Origin of the sequence: Flaviaestuariibacter flavus, assembly GCF_004337505.1 — a bacterium.
Lineage (GTDB): Bacteria > Bacteroidota > Bacteroidia > Chitinophagales > Chitinophagaceae > Flavisolibacter > Flavisolibacter flavus.
On sequence record NZ_SJZI01000009.1, the window covers coordinates 55,331 to 71,281 of the forward strand.

Here is a 15,951-nt window from a genome sequence, read left to right on the forward strand (position 1 = left end):
TCACATTACCACATTCCCTAATGCCGCCTATCTTTGCGCCCACCCGTTGGGTTAACCTTTCCTTAACCCTTTGGCGGCTACTTTTGATTTTTAACCTGATTTATGAGAAAACTCTTTCTTGCTGCACTGGGCCTGTGTCTTTCCGGTGTGTTGTTTGCCCAGTCCGACTCTTCGGTAAAGCGCAGTATTCTTTCCAGCCGCGGCCTGCCGAAGGGCAATGACCACTTTATGATCCAGGTAGGCTACACCCAGTGGGCCGGCCGTCCGGATACCATCAGCACCACCGGCATTCCCCGCTCGCTCAACATCTATTTTATGCTGGCCTTCCCCTTCCGCACCAACCCGCACTGGAGCGCGGCCATTGGCGTAGGCGTTGGTTCCGATAACATTTACTTCAAGAACACGGATATCCGCATCCGCGACGTGGATACCCGGATCAAGTTCATTGACGTTTCCAACACGCAGCACTACAAGAAATACAAGCTGACCACCGATTACCTCGAGGCACCTGTGGAACTGCGTTTTTCGAGCCATCCCAACGACGACAACCGCAGCCTCAAGTTTGCGCTGGGCGCCAAGGTTGGCCTCCTGCTCAATGCCAAGACCAAGGGCAGGACCCTGCTCAACGGCAGCGGCGACACCATCAACGAATACAAGGAAAAAGAGGTCAGCAAGAAGTTCTTCAACCGACAGCGTCTCGTGGCCACCGGCCGCGTATCGTATGGTCACTTCGGCATCTTCGCCACCTACCAAGTGTCGCAGGTGTTCAAAGAGAACATGGGCCCCGACGTTCACCCCTTCACGATCGGCGTGGCGCTCTCCGGCCTCTAAAGTCCCCAAATCTCCCAATGGGGAGGCTTACAAAAGACCGGATCGCCTAGCGATCCGGTCTTTTGTTTTGAAGTACCTTCTTTAGGAATGATTCGTGCATAAAAGAATGTTAGTCCTGGGTGTCCGCCGGCTGGCGGAGCACAGGGGCTTTATATTTGTCCAATATGATCGATAAGCAGAATAAGATTGGAAAAGAAGAGCAGGCGGTGCTGGTTGGCGTGGTGCAGAAAGAGCAGAACGAAACCCAGGTGAACGAGTATCTCGACGAGCTGGCTTTCCTGGCGGAGACCGCCGGCGCGGTGACGGTAAAGCGCTTTATCCAGAAGCTGGCCCGCCCCGAGCCCAAGACCTTTGTAGGCAAGGGCAAGCTGCAGGAGATCGCCGAATATGTGCGTACCCACGGCGTGGAGCTCATCATCTTCGACGACGAGCTTACCGGCGCGCAGATCGGCAATATTGAAAAAGAAACCAAGGTGAAGGTCATCGACCGCTCCGACCTTATCCTCGACATCTTTGCCCGCCGCGCCAAAACGGCCCAGGCCAAGGCGCAGGTGGAGCTTGCCCAATACCAATACATCCTGCCCCGCCTCCGCGGTATGTGGAGCCACCTGGAACGCCTCGGTGGCGGCATCGGCACACGCGGTCCGGGTGAAACGGAGATAGAGACCGACCGACGGATTGTGCGGGAAAAGATCTCGCTGCTCCGCAACCGCCTCAAGGAGATCGACAAGCAGGCCTTTACCCAGCGCAAGGAGCGCGGCGAGCTCATCCGCGTATCGCTCGTGGGCTACACCAATGTGGGCAAGAGTACCATCATGAACCTGCTGAGCAAGAGCGAGGTGCTGGCCGAGAACAAGCTCTTCGCCACCCTCGATACCACCACGCGGAAGATCGTGTACGAAACAACGCCCTTTCTGCTCAGCGATACGGTGGGCTTTATCCGCAAGCTGCCCCACCATCTCGTGGAAAGCTTCAAAAGCACGCTCGATGAAGTGCGCGAGGCAGACATCCTGCTGCACGTGGTCGACCTGAGCCACCCTCAATACGAAGACCAAATGGGCACGGTGAACAAGACCCTCCAAGAGCTCAAGAGCTTCGAAAAGCCGACGCTGACGATCTTCAACAAGCTGGATGAATACGTGAAAAAAACTTTCGATCCCTGGCTGGAGGAAGATACGAAAGCAGAGATCCTCCGCGACCTGGAAGAGCGCTGGCAGCGCGCCACCAATGGCAACGCGCTGTTCATCTCGGCGCTGGAGCGGACCAATATCGAGAAGCTGCGCGAAGTGATCCTGAGCAAGGTGCGCGAGCTGTACCGCGTTCGCTACCCTTACAAAACGGAATTTTTCTACTGATGGCGCTGCAATGGGTGAAGATTGCCGAGGCGCCGGATGAGTTGCTGTTCAATGACCGCGACCTGGCCGAGATCGAAGCCGCCGGCCGCTCTTTCTGCATTGCCCGTCACAACGGGAAGCTCTTTGCCGTAGCACCCAAATGCCCGCATGCTTCGGGACGTTTTGTGCACGGCTTCATCGACGGCGCGGGCAACGTGGTGTGTCCGCTGCACCGCTACAAGTTTTGCCTCGCTAACGGTCGGAATATCAGCGGCGAAGGCTATTATCTCAAACACTGGCCCCTGGAAGTGCGCGAAGACGGTGTGTTTATCGGGATAGAGGGTGGTACCTTCGCATCATGGTCCTGACCCGCCGACTGGACAAGCCCCGACGCCTTTTTCCCGTTGCCGCCATTTTCTGCGCGGGCATTATCGTCCTGCTCTGGACCGCCATTTTTCAACAACAACGTTCGGCGCGCGCTGCGGCCATAGCGGCTTCCGAAGGACGGAGCGACAACCTGGCCGTTTCGCTGGAGCAGTACGCCATCCGCACCATTCACAATGCCGACGCGCTCCTGCAGCTGGTGCGGCTTGAATACACGCGGGTCAACGGTCCCGTGGACTTCGACCACCTGCGCAACGGGGGCCTTATCGACGCGGCCTTTGTACAAGGCATCGCCGTCCTCGATGCGCATGGCCGCATGGTTGCCGGCGACAGCAGCATGCGCCAAAGCATCGGTATGGACCTCTCCGACCGCGAGCATTTTACCTTTCACCGCGACCGTAAAAACGACACGCTGTTCATTGGGAAGCCGATTTTTTCGCGCACCATCAACAGGATCGTCATTCCCATCAGCCGCCGCCTGCAAACGGCCGACGGGCGCTTTGCAGGCACCGTTGCCGTGCAGATCGAGCCGCGCACCTTTACCGAGTTTTATGCCCATGCCCGCATGCGTCCCAACGATATCATGTCGCTGATCTCGCTCGATGGCATCACTTATGCGCGCCGCACCGGCACCCGCGAAAGCCAGGGTGAGGACATCAGCAAGAGCCCGCTGTTCAGCTACGTGGCGCGGCAGCCGGTGGGCAGTTATTTCGCGCGCGACGCCATCCGTGGCATCCCCACCTATTTCAGTTACCGCAAGCTCGAAAACTACCCGATGATTGCCACCGTGGGTGTTTCGGAAATCGATGTACTCGCCGAGTACCGCGTGATGTCCCGCCGCGAAAACTGGTTTGGCGCCCTGGTGAGCACGCTGGTGCTGCTCTTTACAGGGATGGTGGTGATTACCCTGCGCCAGCGCAGGTATAGCATCAATGCCATCCGCAAGGCAGCGCAGGCACACCGCCGCGAGCAGCGTCGCATGCAGCGCCAGATGACGCAGCAGATCATCGCCGCCCAGGAGCGGGAGCGGGAGGAGATCGGCCGCGAGCTGCACGACAACGTCAACCAGGTGCTTACTACGGTGAAGCTGTACCTGGAGCTGGTGCAGTCGGAGCCGGCGCAGGGCGCGCGCCTGCTGCCGCGCGCGGTGGCCTACCTGCAGCAGTGCATTTCGGGCATCCGTACCCTCTCGCGCGAGCTTTCGGCGCCTACGCTCGGCACCCGCTCCATTGTCGACTCCATCGCGGCGCTGGTGGAAATGGTGGGCGAAGGCGGGCGTCTCGATATCCGCTTCGACCACGAACATTATAAGCGGGCGATGCCCAAGGAGCAAAAGCTGGCGCTGTACCGCATACTACAGGAGCAGCTTAACAATATCCAGAAGCACGCCGGGGCAAGCGAGGTGCTCATCACCCTCGACCAGAATGCCAGCGAAACGATGCTCCGCATCCGCGACAACGGCAAGGGCTTCGACCCGACGGCGCGCCGGGCGGGCATCGGTATCAACAATATCCGCAGCCGGGCGCGGGCCCTGGGTGGCTCGCTGCGCATCGAAACGGCGCCCGGGCGGGGCTGCACCCTGCAGGTAACGCTGCCGCTGCCGGCCGAGGCCGAGGAGCCAAAAGGGAATTCAATGGCTCAACACTAAGGTTTCTCCATTAACGCGAGAAAAAAGTCATCTGTAGGGAAAACCATTTTTTTCGCATTACGTATGTTTAGTGTGGTTGCAGCAATGCGGCCGCGATCCAGATCCACGAAAAGCCGTCCGATCCTTTGAAAACCGTCCAGATCCTTTAGAAAACCAATCCGATCCTAAGAAAAACGCATCCGTATCCTGAACAAAACCATGTCCGTATCCTGAAGAACCAAAGATCCAAGCCTTAGAAAAACCAGATCCGATCCTGAAAGACCATCCTACCTTAAGGAAACCTAAAACCTGAACAAACACCGATTCCGACTCCGAAATTGATCCCCCGGCAGCGCCGGGGGATCCTTGTTTCTGGCCAGGGCCCGCTAGTGTCGCACGGCGCCGGCGCCGGCGGGCGGCCAAGTGCCTGTGGTCAAAGCTTTTAGAAAAAAAATTCTCAGCAGATGGCGTCTGTTTTTGCAGAATCCCCTATTTTTGCTGTCCCGAAACGGGAAGGCAGGCTCCACTGCCGGAACGAGGTAGGGAAATTCCTCCTTAGCTCAGTTGGTTAGAGCATCTGACTGTTAATCAGAGGGTCTCAGGTTCAAGTCCTGAAGGGGGAGCCTCACTAGACAAGCCCACATATTGTGGGCTTTTTTTATGTGTTCGTCGCCCGAAACCCGCGCCCCGCTTGCTTATCAGCGCGAAGAGGGGGTTGGAGCCTATGGTTTGAAAAGTTTTTTTCGAATAGATCAATTTTTCGGGGAACATCAAACCAATCAGCTGTTGCTTCAGGAGCAGGTTGCTCTCCACGTAGAGGTTGTCCAGGTTGGTAAAAAACTTCCCGGCGAAGGCCAGCAGGTCGGCCAGGTCGCTGTTTTCGCGCGACAGGCTGCGCAGCTGGCTTTCCAACTGGCTCACGATCGGTTCGTAGCGGTTTTTGATGGCTTTGTAGTCGGCCGGATCGATGGTGCCGTCCAATAGGAGTTGCTGGGCCTGGTTGAGGCGTTCCTTATTCTTCTCGATCTCCCCTTTCAGTTTTGCCCGCTCCTTTGCGGCACTTTGTCCGTCGCTGCCGTACAGCGAAGTGGCGAAGTATTCGATGGCATTATGGGCCACTACATTCAGCCTGATGTTCTGCAGCATTTTGGCAAAGGCCGCATTAGCCTCTTCGGCATGGAATCGCTCGCCGCACTTGGGGGTGCAGTGGTAGTAATAGTACATGCCGCCGTTTCCTTTCGAGGTGCTGCCCGTCAATTTGCGGCCGCAGCGCGCGCAAATCAGGTGCCCCCGCAGCGGAAACTCTTCCCGCGGTCGGTGTGACACAGGCCAGTTGCGCCGCTTCTTCGCCATGACGATCTGTACTTCGTCAAAGAGTTCTTCGCTGATGAGGGGTTCGTGGAGGCCCTTCACGACCATCTCCGGCTCGTCTTTGTAAGCGGGGATAACCATCCGGCCACAAAAGGTCGGGTTCTTGATCATCATGTAGAAATTCCCGCGCGAGACGCCAAGCCCTCGGCGCATCGCCTCCTTGCGCACCACCTCGCCGCTGGAGATGCCTTTGCAGATCTCTTCGAAGACCCATTGGACGATCGGTGCCTTTTCGGAGGGTACGATCACCGGTTGGTTGCGTTCGTTGCGGGTATTTCGATAACCTACGGGCGCACCACCCATCCAACGGCCTTCTTTCCGTGCCCGCCGCATGCCCGCCACGGTGTTCAGCGCCCGGCGGTCGTTCTCCACCTCGGGCGCGGCCAGGTAAAAGGCCAGCATGATTTTGTTTTCGGGGATGTTCAGGTCGAGCGGCTGCTCGATAGCCTGGGGCTCGATACCCAGCTTGTTCAGGGTATTGATCATGCCGTAGGCGTCGCCGGCATTGCGGGAGAAGCGGTCCCACTTGAGGAACAAGAGCAAGTTGGCGAGCTTCTTTTCTTTTTTGAGGCGGCCCAGGAGCTTTTGAAACTGAGGCCGCTCAAAGGTTTTGGCCGAATGGTCTTCGCGGTAGAAGTCGACCACTTCGATCTGCTGCAGGGCGCAATATTGTCGCAGGCGTTCTTCCTGGTGCTGGAGGCTGAAGCCGCGGTCAGCTTGCTCGTCGGTACTTACGCGGACGTAGAGGATGGCTTTCTTCTGTGCCATGGGTAGTATTGTTTAAGTCCACAACCGGGGCGCGGTGCCGGAAATCCAGCATGTAGAAGTCGTAGTAGATCCTGGTTAGCTTATACAGGAAGTCGCGCAGCTGCAGCAGTTCATCGTCGGTATAATCATACTCCTTTGCTTTGAACAACTTGCGGCATTGCTCTACGCTTGGCAGGCTTTCATACAGATCTTTGGATTTCGAGGCACCGGCTCCGGTTGTCATATTGTTTACAGATCTAAGTTATAAACGATTGATTATCAATTAGTATTGTGTTTTACGGGCGGGTTGTTCTCGCCCCTTTTGCATAACAACTAAATGCAAAGGCAAACCTAGAACAGCAGGAAAACTTGCTTTCCAGTTTGGGTCAGTTTATGGCTGTTTTTGCAGGATAATGTCAAAAGTTGTCAGTTTGGGAGCGAATTTTCCCTGCTTTTCCCGATTTCCGGAAACACGGAAAAGGATTGCCATAGGCACATAAAAAGCCATAATTGATGACCATCAATGATTCGGTCATGTAGCAATAATTGTGGAGGAATTGCGGAGCAATTAGGGAGGCATCGGAAAAGATTAGGGAGCATTATAAGAGCGTGCAATAATCAAGACCCAAAACAATGATTCTCCTATAAACCAGTTCGTAATCCTTTCCAAAACAGCGTTTATACAAGTCAAAAGCGCCATATTACCGGAATATTCTCAAAATTTAGCTACTTTGGCTTCCTACCAAGCCAACTGCCTCAAAGCGAAACAAACTAACTGCAATTCTTATGGCATCTTTTGTCAATGACACCCGCATCAACGTCATCCTGGAAGAAATGATTCAGGAAGCCGAAGACCTCCTGGTTCTCTATTGCCCCTATTTTAAGTTACATGATCGTCTTCGGGATAAACTTCGCCTACGCAAGGATGATGACCGGCTAAAGGTGACAATCGTATTCGGAAAAAATGAAGACGATCCATCTCGAAGCCTGAACCGGGAGGATTTTGAGTTCCTGCAGTCATTTCGCAATGTGGAGATCGCTTACGAAAAAAGACTTCATGCAAAGTATTATGCAAATGAGAAACGCGGGTTAATCACCTCATTGAACCTCCACACCTATTCACAAAACAACAATATTGAGGTAGGCGTTGAATTCAAAACCAAGAATCTTCTGAAGAAGATGACCAGTGACGTACTCGGCAACGTAACCTCAATCATCTCCGACACCGAGGACCTGGCCACAGAAGCGAGCGAGTTCTTTTACGATATCTACCAGAATGCCGAAAAGATTTTTGTACGAGAGCCTCGATATCAGAAGGGTTTATTAGGCCTCACAAAATCCTACAGCCACTCAGAAGTCATTGTTGATCGCACAGAATGGTTTTACGAGCAGGTGAAACCAAAAGAACAAATCTCCGCGCGAACACCAATCGGATTTACAACGCATCGCCAAGAGAAGCCGGAACCCATGTTGGAACGAGGGTTTTGTATCCGGACTGGCGAAAAAATTAGCTTCAATCCGGCAAGACCACTTAGCCGTGGGGCTTATCAAAGCTGGGCTAAGTACAGTAATCCGGATTTCGGAGAGCGCTTTTGTCATTCGTGTGGCAAAAAGTTTAGCACCTCCGTGCGATATCCTCTGTGTTCTGCTTGTAACTAATAGTGTATCCCGTTTTTTGACACGTAAAATGTATTTGTTGTGGTCGACCTCATTATTCCTCTAATGCTGTTCATGGCTTGGACCTTATTCAGCGTTCTCTATATACGTCGCTATAAAGCCAGCCATCTGAATCATGATCAAACTGTACAAAAAAGCTTTTGGAACAATCAATACATTTTTGATTCGATTCCACCTGTCTTTCCAACACTTGGAATATTCTGCACCGCGTTAGGAATTACTATTGGAATATGGAACTTCAAGACTGAAAATATTCAAGGAAGTATTCCTGAACTATTAAAAGGCCTGAGGCTCGCCTTCGTTGCAACAATGGCTGGAATCTTTGGACTGATTGTCTTTCAAAAAATAAACGCTGTTATTCAAAAATCAATTGATGATCACCCCTCTAGGCCAAGGAAGCAGACCGATGAGTTAACCGCCCTATCCGAACTCAGCCATTCGATGAACGAGATGAAGGTTGAAAATAGCCAGAACCTTGAAAGACTTATTGCTACTGTGTCTAATGAGTTAGAGTCCAAAGTCCAATCAATGCTATCATTAGTTCATGAAGATATTAAACAGCTGAAAATAGGGGTGTTTCAAACGAATGATGTAATTCAAAGTACCAACGTCCAAACGCATAAAATCTTATATGAGAGCTTTGACAAACTAAATGAGCAGTTAGGGTTCTTAAGAACAGAGCAGTTTAATACCGGTGAAAAAGCGAACAAGAATACCGAGCAGATTATCAAGGCAATGTCCGAGAACAATAAACTTGTGAGTAGAAAGTTTGAAGAGTTTTCCGAATTACTTGCAAAGAATAACACGGAAGCCCTAGTTGAGGTGATGAAAGCAGCAACCGAAGATTTTAACTCCCAAATGGGTGAACTCATTGATCGGTTAGTCAAAGAAAATTTTAAGGAGCTGAATGCGAGCGTTCAAACCATGAATGCATGGCAAAAAGAGAATATGGAACAAATCAGCGCTTTGACTGAAAATTTCACAAAAACAACGCAGGCGTTCTCTATTTCGGCTACTACTTTGAAAGAGGTCGCGAGCAAAACAGAACAACTCGTAAAAGAGGAAGGGAAACTTGGAAGAATTGTAACTGAGCTCGAGAAAGTCTTAATGAAAGATGGGCAACTTCAAGAGGTAACCACTAAGCTTTCGACCACTGTGGATACCTTGTCAAACACAACCGAGAAATTTGAAGAAACCACTTCTAAACTAAACGACTGGATTCGAAAAGAACGAAACTTCAAGGAGTCTGCGGATGTTCTAATCTTGAAACTGGAAGAGTTCCGTGACTTCAATGGAAATGTGTGGGATAATTATCGAATGGAAATGCAGAAGGCGGTTTCTATTGTGAAAGAAGCGAGTACACACTTGCGTGGGGATCTAGAAAACATCAATGCAGAATTCTACCAAAGGTTAAATGACACTCTGACCAATTTAGACGGCTGTATTCAAAGGTTTATGGTCGGTAACCGATAATTTATGAGCGCCAAAAAAGAAAGTTTCTGGATTCCGTACGCCGACTTGATGACGGTTCTCATGGTCATATTCATGTTTATTTCTCTTGCTTATATGGGACTAGTTCAAGTTCAAAAGAAAGAGCAAGACAAGATTTTCGAAGAATACAAAAAAACAAAAGAAGACTTGTACAATGAACTGCAGACAACATTCGCAAACGACTTCAGGAAATGGAATTTAGAACTCGACCGTGACCTGTCAATCAAATTTACTAACCCAGAAGTTCTCTTTCCATCAGGGAAATCAGATGTAACACCAAAATTCCAAGAGATTCTATCAGATTTTTTTCCGAAATACCTTTCTATTGTACTGAAGGAACGATACAAAGACAAAATTGCAGAAATTAGAATAGAAGGGCATACTGATGATGTACCGATTCATGAGAGTAACGACCCTTATATCGACAATGTGAAACTTTCGCAAGACCGATCACGGAGAGTATTGCAATTCTTAAGATCGCTAACATCTTACCGTCAATTATCACGAAACGACGAGCAGAGACTTCAATACTGGTTAACAGCGAATGGATTGTCTTTTGGTCGCACGTTAGATGACGATAAGAAATTCACTCAATTTTCAGGCAAACCTATTGACAAAGTAAAATCGAGACGGGTTGAGTTTCGTATTGTTACAACAAGTGATGTTCTCGTGGAAAAAATTATTAAAAGGATAAGCTAATATGAGCCTATACGCCTTTGAAAATCTCGCTCTTAAGCTAACCGAACTTGGCTATCCGGACGTGGAGACCTCAAGTGTTCGCATCATGCGTCGCGATTTAACTTCAGAAGAGCGTGCTGGAAACTTAAACTTTGATGTTGACGGGATTTATTTCACGATTGATGGTCAAACTTATAAAGGTTACATGTACCTCAAATTTCCTGACATCATTAGATACGGATTGCCAAAATTTCACATCACCAATTGTGCAACTATCGACAAGCAGCGCGCCAATGGCAGTTTCGACGGTCGTTATTTCTGGCATAATTCGAATGTAGTTAGTCTTGAGGACAGATCAACACATCAGGTATTTGAAGAGGTTGAACTAAGCCTTTGTGGCAACTGTCGACAGCAAGCTGGAGTGCAAGAATTTACGACAACAGGAGGCTTTTTTGATTTAAATTATGAAGAAGAGACAACGCTGAACCAAGATGTGGAAGTTGATTTATTTGGCTATGTTCTTAATTGGGAAAAAATTAGCCGAGCTTATCGTCAAGCTAAAGAGTATACCTGTGAATCTTGTGGATTACAAATAACGGTGGCGGCAGACAAGCGGTTTATCCAGACTCATCATCGTGATGGAAACAAGCTTAATAACGCACCTCTTAATTTACAGTGTTTATGTGTCTTGTGTCATTCGCAAGTCGATCAACGACACGAGGAAAACTTTCGGCGACGGCGTTCTCAGAAGGAAATCGAAAACTTCGTAAACAAATATCGAGAACAACTAACTGCATGAGGAAATCAATATATCTCTGATCTTTAAAGAAGATTTTAAATCATATGTTCGAACAAACCTTCAAAAACATCGACGACATTCTCCACAAAGACGCGGGCTGCGGCTCCGAGCTCGATTACGTGGAGCAAACCTCCTGGATTCTCTTTCTCAAATACCTCGACGACCTTGAAAAAGACCGCCGGACAAAAGCGGAACTCGCCGGAAAAGAATACTCAGAGATCATCGACAAAAAGTTCCGTTGGAGTACCTGGGCAGCACCCAAGACTAAAGATGGCAAACTGGACCACCACAAAGCCCTAGGCGGTGACGACCTGCGCGACTTCGTGAACGGGCAGCTCTTTCCCTACCTCCAGAAATTCCGGCAAACGGCTACCGGCCCCGATACCATTGAGTACAAGATCGGCGAGATCTTCACTGAGCTCAAGAACCGGCTCCAGAGCGGTTATAACCTACGCGAAGTCATTAACCTAGTGGATCAACTGCGCTTTCGCACCTCTGCTGAGAAGCACGAAATGAGCCACCTCTACGAGGGTAAGATCCAGAACATGGGCAATGCCGGCCGCAACGGCGGCGAATATTATACGCCCCGCCCGCTCATTCGCACCATTATCAAAGTGGTGGCGCCCGACCTGGGGCAGACCATTTATGACGGCGCATCCGGCTCGGCCGGCTTCCTTTGCGAAGCCTTTGAATACCTGAAGGAGCGCCACCCGAAGCGCACTGTTGCGCAGGACAAGATGCTGCAGTCCAAAACCTTTTACGGAAAGGAAAAGAAAGCACTGGCGTACGTTATCGGCACCATGAACATGATCCTCCACGGCGTGGAGGCGCCCAATATCGTGCACACCAACACGCTGAGCGAGAACCTGGCCGACATCCAGGAGAAGAATCGCTTTGACATTGTGCTGGCCAACCCGCCTTTTGGCGGAAAGGAGCGCGCCGAGGTGCAGGAAAACTTTCCCATCCGCTCCTCAGAAACGGCTTACCTTTTCCTGCAGCACTTCATTAAAATCCTTCGCGCGGGTGGCCGGGCCGGTATCGTTATCAAAAATACCTTTCTGAGTAATACCGACAACGCGTCCGTTGCCCTCCGGCGCCACCTGCTCGAAAGCTGCAACCTCCACACGATCCTCGACCTACCCGGCGGCACATTTACCGGCGCTGGTGTAAAGACGGTAGTGCTCTTCTTTGATAAGGGAGCACCCACCCGCAAGATTTGGTACTACCAGCTGGCGCCCGGCCGCAACCTGGGCAAGACCAACCCACTTAATGAAAGGGACCTGGCAGATTTTGTAAAACTGCAGCCCACGAAAGCTAGCAGCGAAAACAGTTGGACGGTGAAGATTGCCGACGTTGATACCGCGGCCTATGACCTGAGTGTGAAGAACCCGAACCGGAAAGAGGAAAAACAGTTGAGAGAGCCAAGAGAAATACTGGAGGAAATGAAATCCCTGGATGAGGAGACAAATGATATTCTTAACTCGTTAATAGAGATGATATGATGGAGGGGTGGGTTAAAGGCCGTCTATCAGACCTGTTCGAGATTAAGCCTTCGAAAAGCGAGGCAAAGGATAGTCTTTCTAATAAGGACTTTGTAAGTTTCTTACCCATGGAAGATTTGGGAGTAGCGACAAAGTCAGTAACGGCAGTCAAAGAGAAGCAACTAAAAGATGTCATAGGAAGTTATACATATTTTGCTGACGGTGACGTCCTATTGGCAAAAATCACTCCTTGCTTTGAAAATGGGAAACTTGGCATTGCTGAAGGGTTAAAAAATGGCGTTGGATTTGGATCAAGCGAATACATCGTCTTCCGTCCCAAAAGCAATGTTATTGCGGAATACCTGTTTTATTTTTTGTCGCAACCGCGATTCCGCGAAGAGGGTGCGCAAAATATGTCCGGGGCAGTAGGGCATAAAAGAGTATCGAAAGAGTTCATTGAAAACTTCGAACTACCTTATCCCCAGTCAATCAATGAACAAAAACATATCGTCGCCACCCTCGATGAAGCCTTTGCCGCCATCGACAAAGCTAAAGCCAACGTGGAAAGGAACCTGCAGAATGCGCGGGAGCTTTACAGCGTCTCGCTAAATCGCGATTTCAATGGAAGTCAGCAACTCGGCGAATTGGTTAATTTGTGTACGGGAAAACTCAACGCCAACGCTGCAAATGAGGGGGGCGAATTTCCATTTTTTACTTGCTCACGTGAGGTGTCGCGTATCGATACTTATGCTTTTGACTGTGAAGCAATATTATTGGCAGGAAATAACGCCGTAGGTGATTTCAACGTCAAGCATTATAAAGGGAAGTTTAATGCTTATCAGCGAACCTATGTGATAACTATTAAGCCGAAAGTTGAGCTTGATTATAGGTTTCTCTTTTATCAAATGGAAAGAAGCTTGGCAAATTTGAAAGAAAAATCAGTTGGTGCGGGTACAAAATTTTTAAAACTTCCTGTAATCCAATCTCTTGAAATATTGTTTCCGACTTTGAAAGAGCAGAAGGATTTCGTTAGATCATTGTACGCCATAGAAAAACATACCAAAGACCTAATTAGAGTCTATAAGACAAAGCTAGATAAGATGGAAAGTCTTAAATCTACTTTACTCAACGAAGCCTTCTCCGGCCAACTCACCACTCCCAAACTCGAACTCGCATGAACGAAGCCGAAACCCGCGCGGAACTCATCGACCCGCAGCTCAAAGAAGCCGGCTGGGACAGCAAGGCGGACCCTGAGGTGAAGGTACACCGCGAGTACCACCTTACGGCCGGAAAGATCCGCGCGGGCGGCGGGCGCGAAAAGCCACTTATAGCCGATTACCTGTTGGCGTACCGGGGCCGCAAGTTGGCCGTAGTGGAGGCCAAGAGCGATGAGCGTGTGGTGGGCGAAGGCGTGGCACAAGCAAAGGCTTATGCGCTCAAGCTGCAGCTCGATAACGCTTATGCAGCCAACGGCAAGGAGATTTACTACATCAACCTTGATTCGCCGCATGAAGGCACCGTGCCAGACTTTCATTCCCCACAGCAACTTTGGGATAAAGCCTTCCCAACCACCAACGATTGGCAGGACAAGTTCGACGAGCAGCCCGCTGAGGACAAAGGCGGTACCATGGGCGGACGCTTTTACCAGGAGCTGGCCGTGGAGCGCGCCCTTGATGCCATTGCGCAGCGTAAGGACCGCATCCTGCTCACGCTCGCCACTGGTACCGGTAAAACCTTCATCGCTTTTCAAATTGCTTGGAAACTGTTTCATACCCGCTGGAACCGCCAATACGACGGTGCCCGCCGTCCCAGAATCCTGTTCCTCGCGGACCGAAACATACTGGCCAACCAGGCCTTTAATGCCTTTTCAGCTTTCCCTGAAGATGCCCTCGTGCGCATCAAACCCAACGAGATCAAGAAGCAGGGCCGGGTGCCCATCAATGGCGCCCTCTTCTTTACCATCTTCCAGACCTTTATGAGCGGGAAGGATAAGGAAGGCAATCCTGTTCCTTACTTTGGCCAGTACCCACCCGATTATTTCGACCTCATCATCGTAGACGAATGCCACCGTGGCGGCGCCAATGACGAAAGCACCTGGCGCGCCATCCTCGAATACTTCGCGCCAGCCGTGCAGATCGGCCTCACCGCCACGCCAAAGCGCACCATCAACGCCGACACCTACAAATACTTTGGCGAACCCGTATTTATCTACTCGCTCAAAGATGGCATTAACGATGGTTTCCTGACGCCCTTCAAGGTGAAGCAGATTCGCACCTCCCTCGACGAGTACACCTATACCTCCGACGATAATATTGTCGAAGGTGAGATCGAAGAAGGCAAAACCTACACCGAAAAAGACTTTAACAGGACAATTGAGATAGTTGCCCGCGAGCGCAAGCGCGTGGAAATCTTCATGGGCCTCATCGACCGGAAAGAGAAGGCAATTATATTCTGCGCTACTCAGGAACACGCCGCCCTCGTGCGCGACCTCATTAACCAAGTCGCGAGGAACCCGAACCTGCTTTACTGCGTGCGCGTTACTGCCAACGACGGGGAGCTCGGAGAAGGTTACCTCCGCGACTTCCAGGACAACGAAAAGAATATTCCCACCATCCTCACCACTTCGCAAAAGCTTTCCACGGGTGTCGACGCCCGCAACGTGCGCAACATCGTGCTATTGCGCCCCGTCAACAACATCGTAGAGTTTAAGCAGATCGTTGGCCGGGGCACCCGTCTCTTTGACGGCAAAAACTTCTTTACTATCTACGATTTCGTGAATGCCTCTGAGCGCTTCAACGACCCGGAGTGGGATGGCGAGCCTATCGAGCCGGTAGAGATCGACCCGAAGCCAAAGCCCGACCCGGTCGAGCCTGAACCCAATGGCGTTGAAGATCCTCCGGGCGGTTACGAACCGGTGCCACGCCCTAAGAAAGTAAAAGTGAAGCTGGCTAATGGTAAAGAAGTGCAGATCAGCCATCAGGTTAGCACCACCTTCATGGGTCCAGACGGTAAGCCTATGAGCGTACAGGAATTCCTAAACAGCCTATATGGCAAGCTGCCAGAGCTGTTCAAGAGCGAAGAAGAGTTACGCCGCATCTGGAGCAACCCCATGACCCGCAAAGTGCTTCTGGGTCGCCTTGCAGAAGCCGGCTTTGACCGGGACGCCTTTGCTTCCCTGCAAAAAGCAATCGATGCGGAGCATTCAGACATTTTCGATGTGCTGGAGTTCATCTCCTATTCCCGCACACCAATTACACGCGAAGAGCGCGCTACGGCCGCTAAGACGAATATCCACGCCCTGCTTTCTCCTGAACAGCGCGAGTTCATTGATTTCGTATTGCACCAGTATGTGCAGGCCGGGGTGGACGAGTTGGACCAGGAACAGCTACCACACCTTCTGGAGCTCAAATACAATGAAGTAAGCGAGGCGGCTGAGCGCCTTGGTGGCGTGGCACGAATTCGCGAGTTGTTTGTTGGGTTTCAAAAGGAATTATATTCAAATAGAACCGCCTGATACTAAAAAAATCATTT

At 50.8% G+C, this 15,951-nt stretch carries 12 protein-coding genes and 1 tRNA gene; 12 read left to right on the forward strand and 1 reads right to left on the reverse strand.

Features of this window, described 5'->3' with window-relative positions:
• Window positions 1-102 precede the first annotated feature (102 nt).
• The 5 genes from EPD60_RS07025 (at window position 103) to EPD60_RS07045 (ending at window position 4,799) form a co-directional block, all read left to right on the forward strand.
• Window positions 103-831, forward strand: a complete 729-nt coding sequence (locus EPD60_RS07025; protein ID WP_131448265.1) for an outer membrane beta-barrel protein — start codon at window positions 103-105, stop codon at window positions 829-831.
• Between the two features lie 164 nt (window positions 832-995).
• The gene (hflX, locus tag EPD60_RS07030; RefSeq protein ID WP_131448267.1) at window positions 996-2,186 is read left to right on the forward strand and encodes a GTPase HflX; all 1,191 of its coding nucleotides are present in this window, start codon (window positions 996-998) and stop codon (window positions 2,184-2,186) included.
• Complete coding sequence (locus tag EPD60_RS07035; RefSeq protein WP_131448269.1) at window positions 2,186-2,533, forward strand: Rieske (2Fe-2S) protein; 348 nt, start codon at window positions 2,186-2,188, stop codon at window positions 2,531-2,533. The genes hflX and EPD60_RS07035 overlap by 1 nt, the downstream gene beginning before the upstream one ends.
• Window positions 2,524-4,197, forward strand: coding sequence for a cache domain-containing sensor histidine kinase (locus EPD60_RS07040; protein ID WP_131448271.1), 1,674 nt, complete (start codon window positions 2,524-2,526; stop codon window positions 4,195-4,197). Before EPD60_RS07035 ends, EPD60_RS07040 begins: the two co-directional genes overlap by 10 nt.
• Window positions 4,198-4,725: 528 nt before the next feature.
• Window positions 4,726-4,799: transfer RNA gene (locus EPD60_RS07045), tRNA-Asn, on the forward strand.
• On the opposite strand, the gene EPD60_RS07050 is transcribed toward EPD60_RS07045, so the two are convergent.
• Window positions 4,765-6,315, reverse strand: a complete 1,551-nt coding sequence (locus tag EPD60_RS07050; protein ID WP_131448273.1) for a recombinase family protein — start codon at window positions 6,313-6,315, stop codon at window positions 4,765-4,767. The genes EPD60_RS07045 and EPD60_RS07050 overlap by 35 nt on opposite strands.
• 765 nt (window positions 6,316-7,080) lie before the next feature.
• On the opposite strand from EPD60_RS07050, the gene EPD60_RS07055 reads away from it, so the two are divergent.
• From EPD60_RS07055 to hsdR, 7 genes are read left to right on the forward strand one after another with little or no spacing between them, the layout of a single operon-like run.
• Window positions 7,081-7,953, forward strand: a complete 873-nt coding sequence (locus tag EPD60_RS07055; RefSeq protein ID WP_131448275.1) for a phospholipase D family protein — start codon at window positions 7,081-7,083, stop codon at window positions 7,951-7,953.
• 39 nt (window positions 7,954-7,992) lie between these two features.
• Complete coding sequence (locus EPD60_RS07060; RefSeq protein WP_131448277.1) at window positions 7,993-9,444, forward strand: MotA/TolQ/ExbB proton channel family protein; 1,452 nt, start codon at window positions 7,993-7,995, stop codon at window positions 9,442-9,444.
• A gap of 3 nt (window positions 9,445-9,447) precedes the next feature.
• A complete protein-coding gene (locus EPD60_RS07065; RefSeq protein WP_131448279.1) occupies window positions 9,448-10,161 on the forward strand; it encodes an OmpA/MotB family protein in 714 nt (237 codons plus the stop codon).
• A gap of 1 nt (window position 10,162) precedes the next feature.
• Window positions 10,163-10,939, forward strand: a complete 777-nt coding sequence (locus EPD60_RS07070; protein ID WP_131448281.1) for an HNH endonuclease signature motif containing protein — start codon at window positions 10,163-10,165, stop codon at window positions 10,937-10,939.
• A 44-nt stretch (window positions 10,940-10,983) separates the two neighbouring features.
• Window positions 10,984-12,441 carry a type I restriction-modification system subunit M gene (locus tag EPD60_RS07075; protein WP_131448283.1) on the forward strand — a complete coding sequence of 486 codons (1,458 nt, stop codon included), beginning with the start codon at window positions 10,984-10,986 and terminating at the stop codon, window positions 12,439-12,441.
• Window positions 12,438-13,598, forward strand: coding sequence for a restriction endonuclease subunit S (locus EPD60_RS07080; RefSeq protein ID WP_131448285.1), 1,161 nt, complete (start codon window positions 12,438-12,440; stop codon window positions 13,596-13,598). The genes EPD60_RS07075 and EPD60_RS07080 overlap by 4 nt, the downstream gene beginning before the upstream one ends.
• Entirely contained in the window at window positions 13,595-15,934 is a 2,340-nt protein-coding gene (gene hsdR / locus EPD60_RS07085) for an EcoAI/FtnUII family type I restriction enzme subunit R (RefSeq protein WP_131448287.1), read from the forward strand. Before EPD60_RS07080 ends, hsdR begins: the two co-directional genes overlap by 4 nt.
• Window positions 15,935-15,951 lie beyond the last annotated feature (17 nt).

Coding starts and splice junctions, on each gene's coding strand:
- EPD60_RS07035 (WP_131448269.1), top strand. CDS start 2,186: ATGGCGCTGCAATGGGTGAAGATTGCCGAGGCGCCGGATGAGTTGCTG.
- EPD60_RS07075 (WP_131448283.1), top strand. CDS start 10,984: ATGTTCGAACAAACCTTCAAAAACATCGACGACATTCTCCACAAAGAC.
- hflX (WP_131448267.1), top strand. CDS start 996: ATGATCGATAAGCAGAATAAGATTGGAAAAGAAGAGCAGGCGGTGCTG.
- EPD60_RS07040 (WP_131448271.1), top strand. CDS start 2,524: ATGGTCCTGACCCGCCGACTGGACAAGCCCCGACGCCTTTTTCCCGTT.
- EPD60_RS07065 (WP_131448279.1), top strand. CDS start 9,448: ATGAGCGCCAAAAAAGAAAGTTTCTGGATTCCGTACGCCGACTTGATG.
- hsdR (WP_131448287.1), top strand. CDS start 13,595: ATGAACGAAGCCGAAACCCGCGCGGAACTCATCGACCCGCAGCTCAAA.
- EPD60_RS07055 (WP_131448275.1), top strand. CDS start 7,081: ATGGCATCTTTTGTCAATGACACCCGCATCAACGTCATCCTGGAAGAA.
- EPD60_RS07070 (WP_131448281.1), top strand. CDS start 10,163: ATGAGCCTATACGCCTTTGAAAATCTCGCTCTTAAGCTAACCGAACTT.
- EPD60_RS07080 (WP_131448285.1), top strand. CDS start 12,438: ATGATGGAGGGGTGGGTTAAAGGCCGTCTATCAGACCTGTTCGAGATT.
- EPD60_RS07050 (WP_131448273.1), bottom strand. CDS start 6,315: ATGGCACAGAAGAAAGCCATCCTCTACGTCCGCGTAAGTACCGACGAG.
- EPD60_RS07025 (WP_131448265.1), top strand. CDS start 103: ATGAGAAAACTCTTTCTTGCTGCACTGGGCCTGTGTCTTTCCGGTGTG.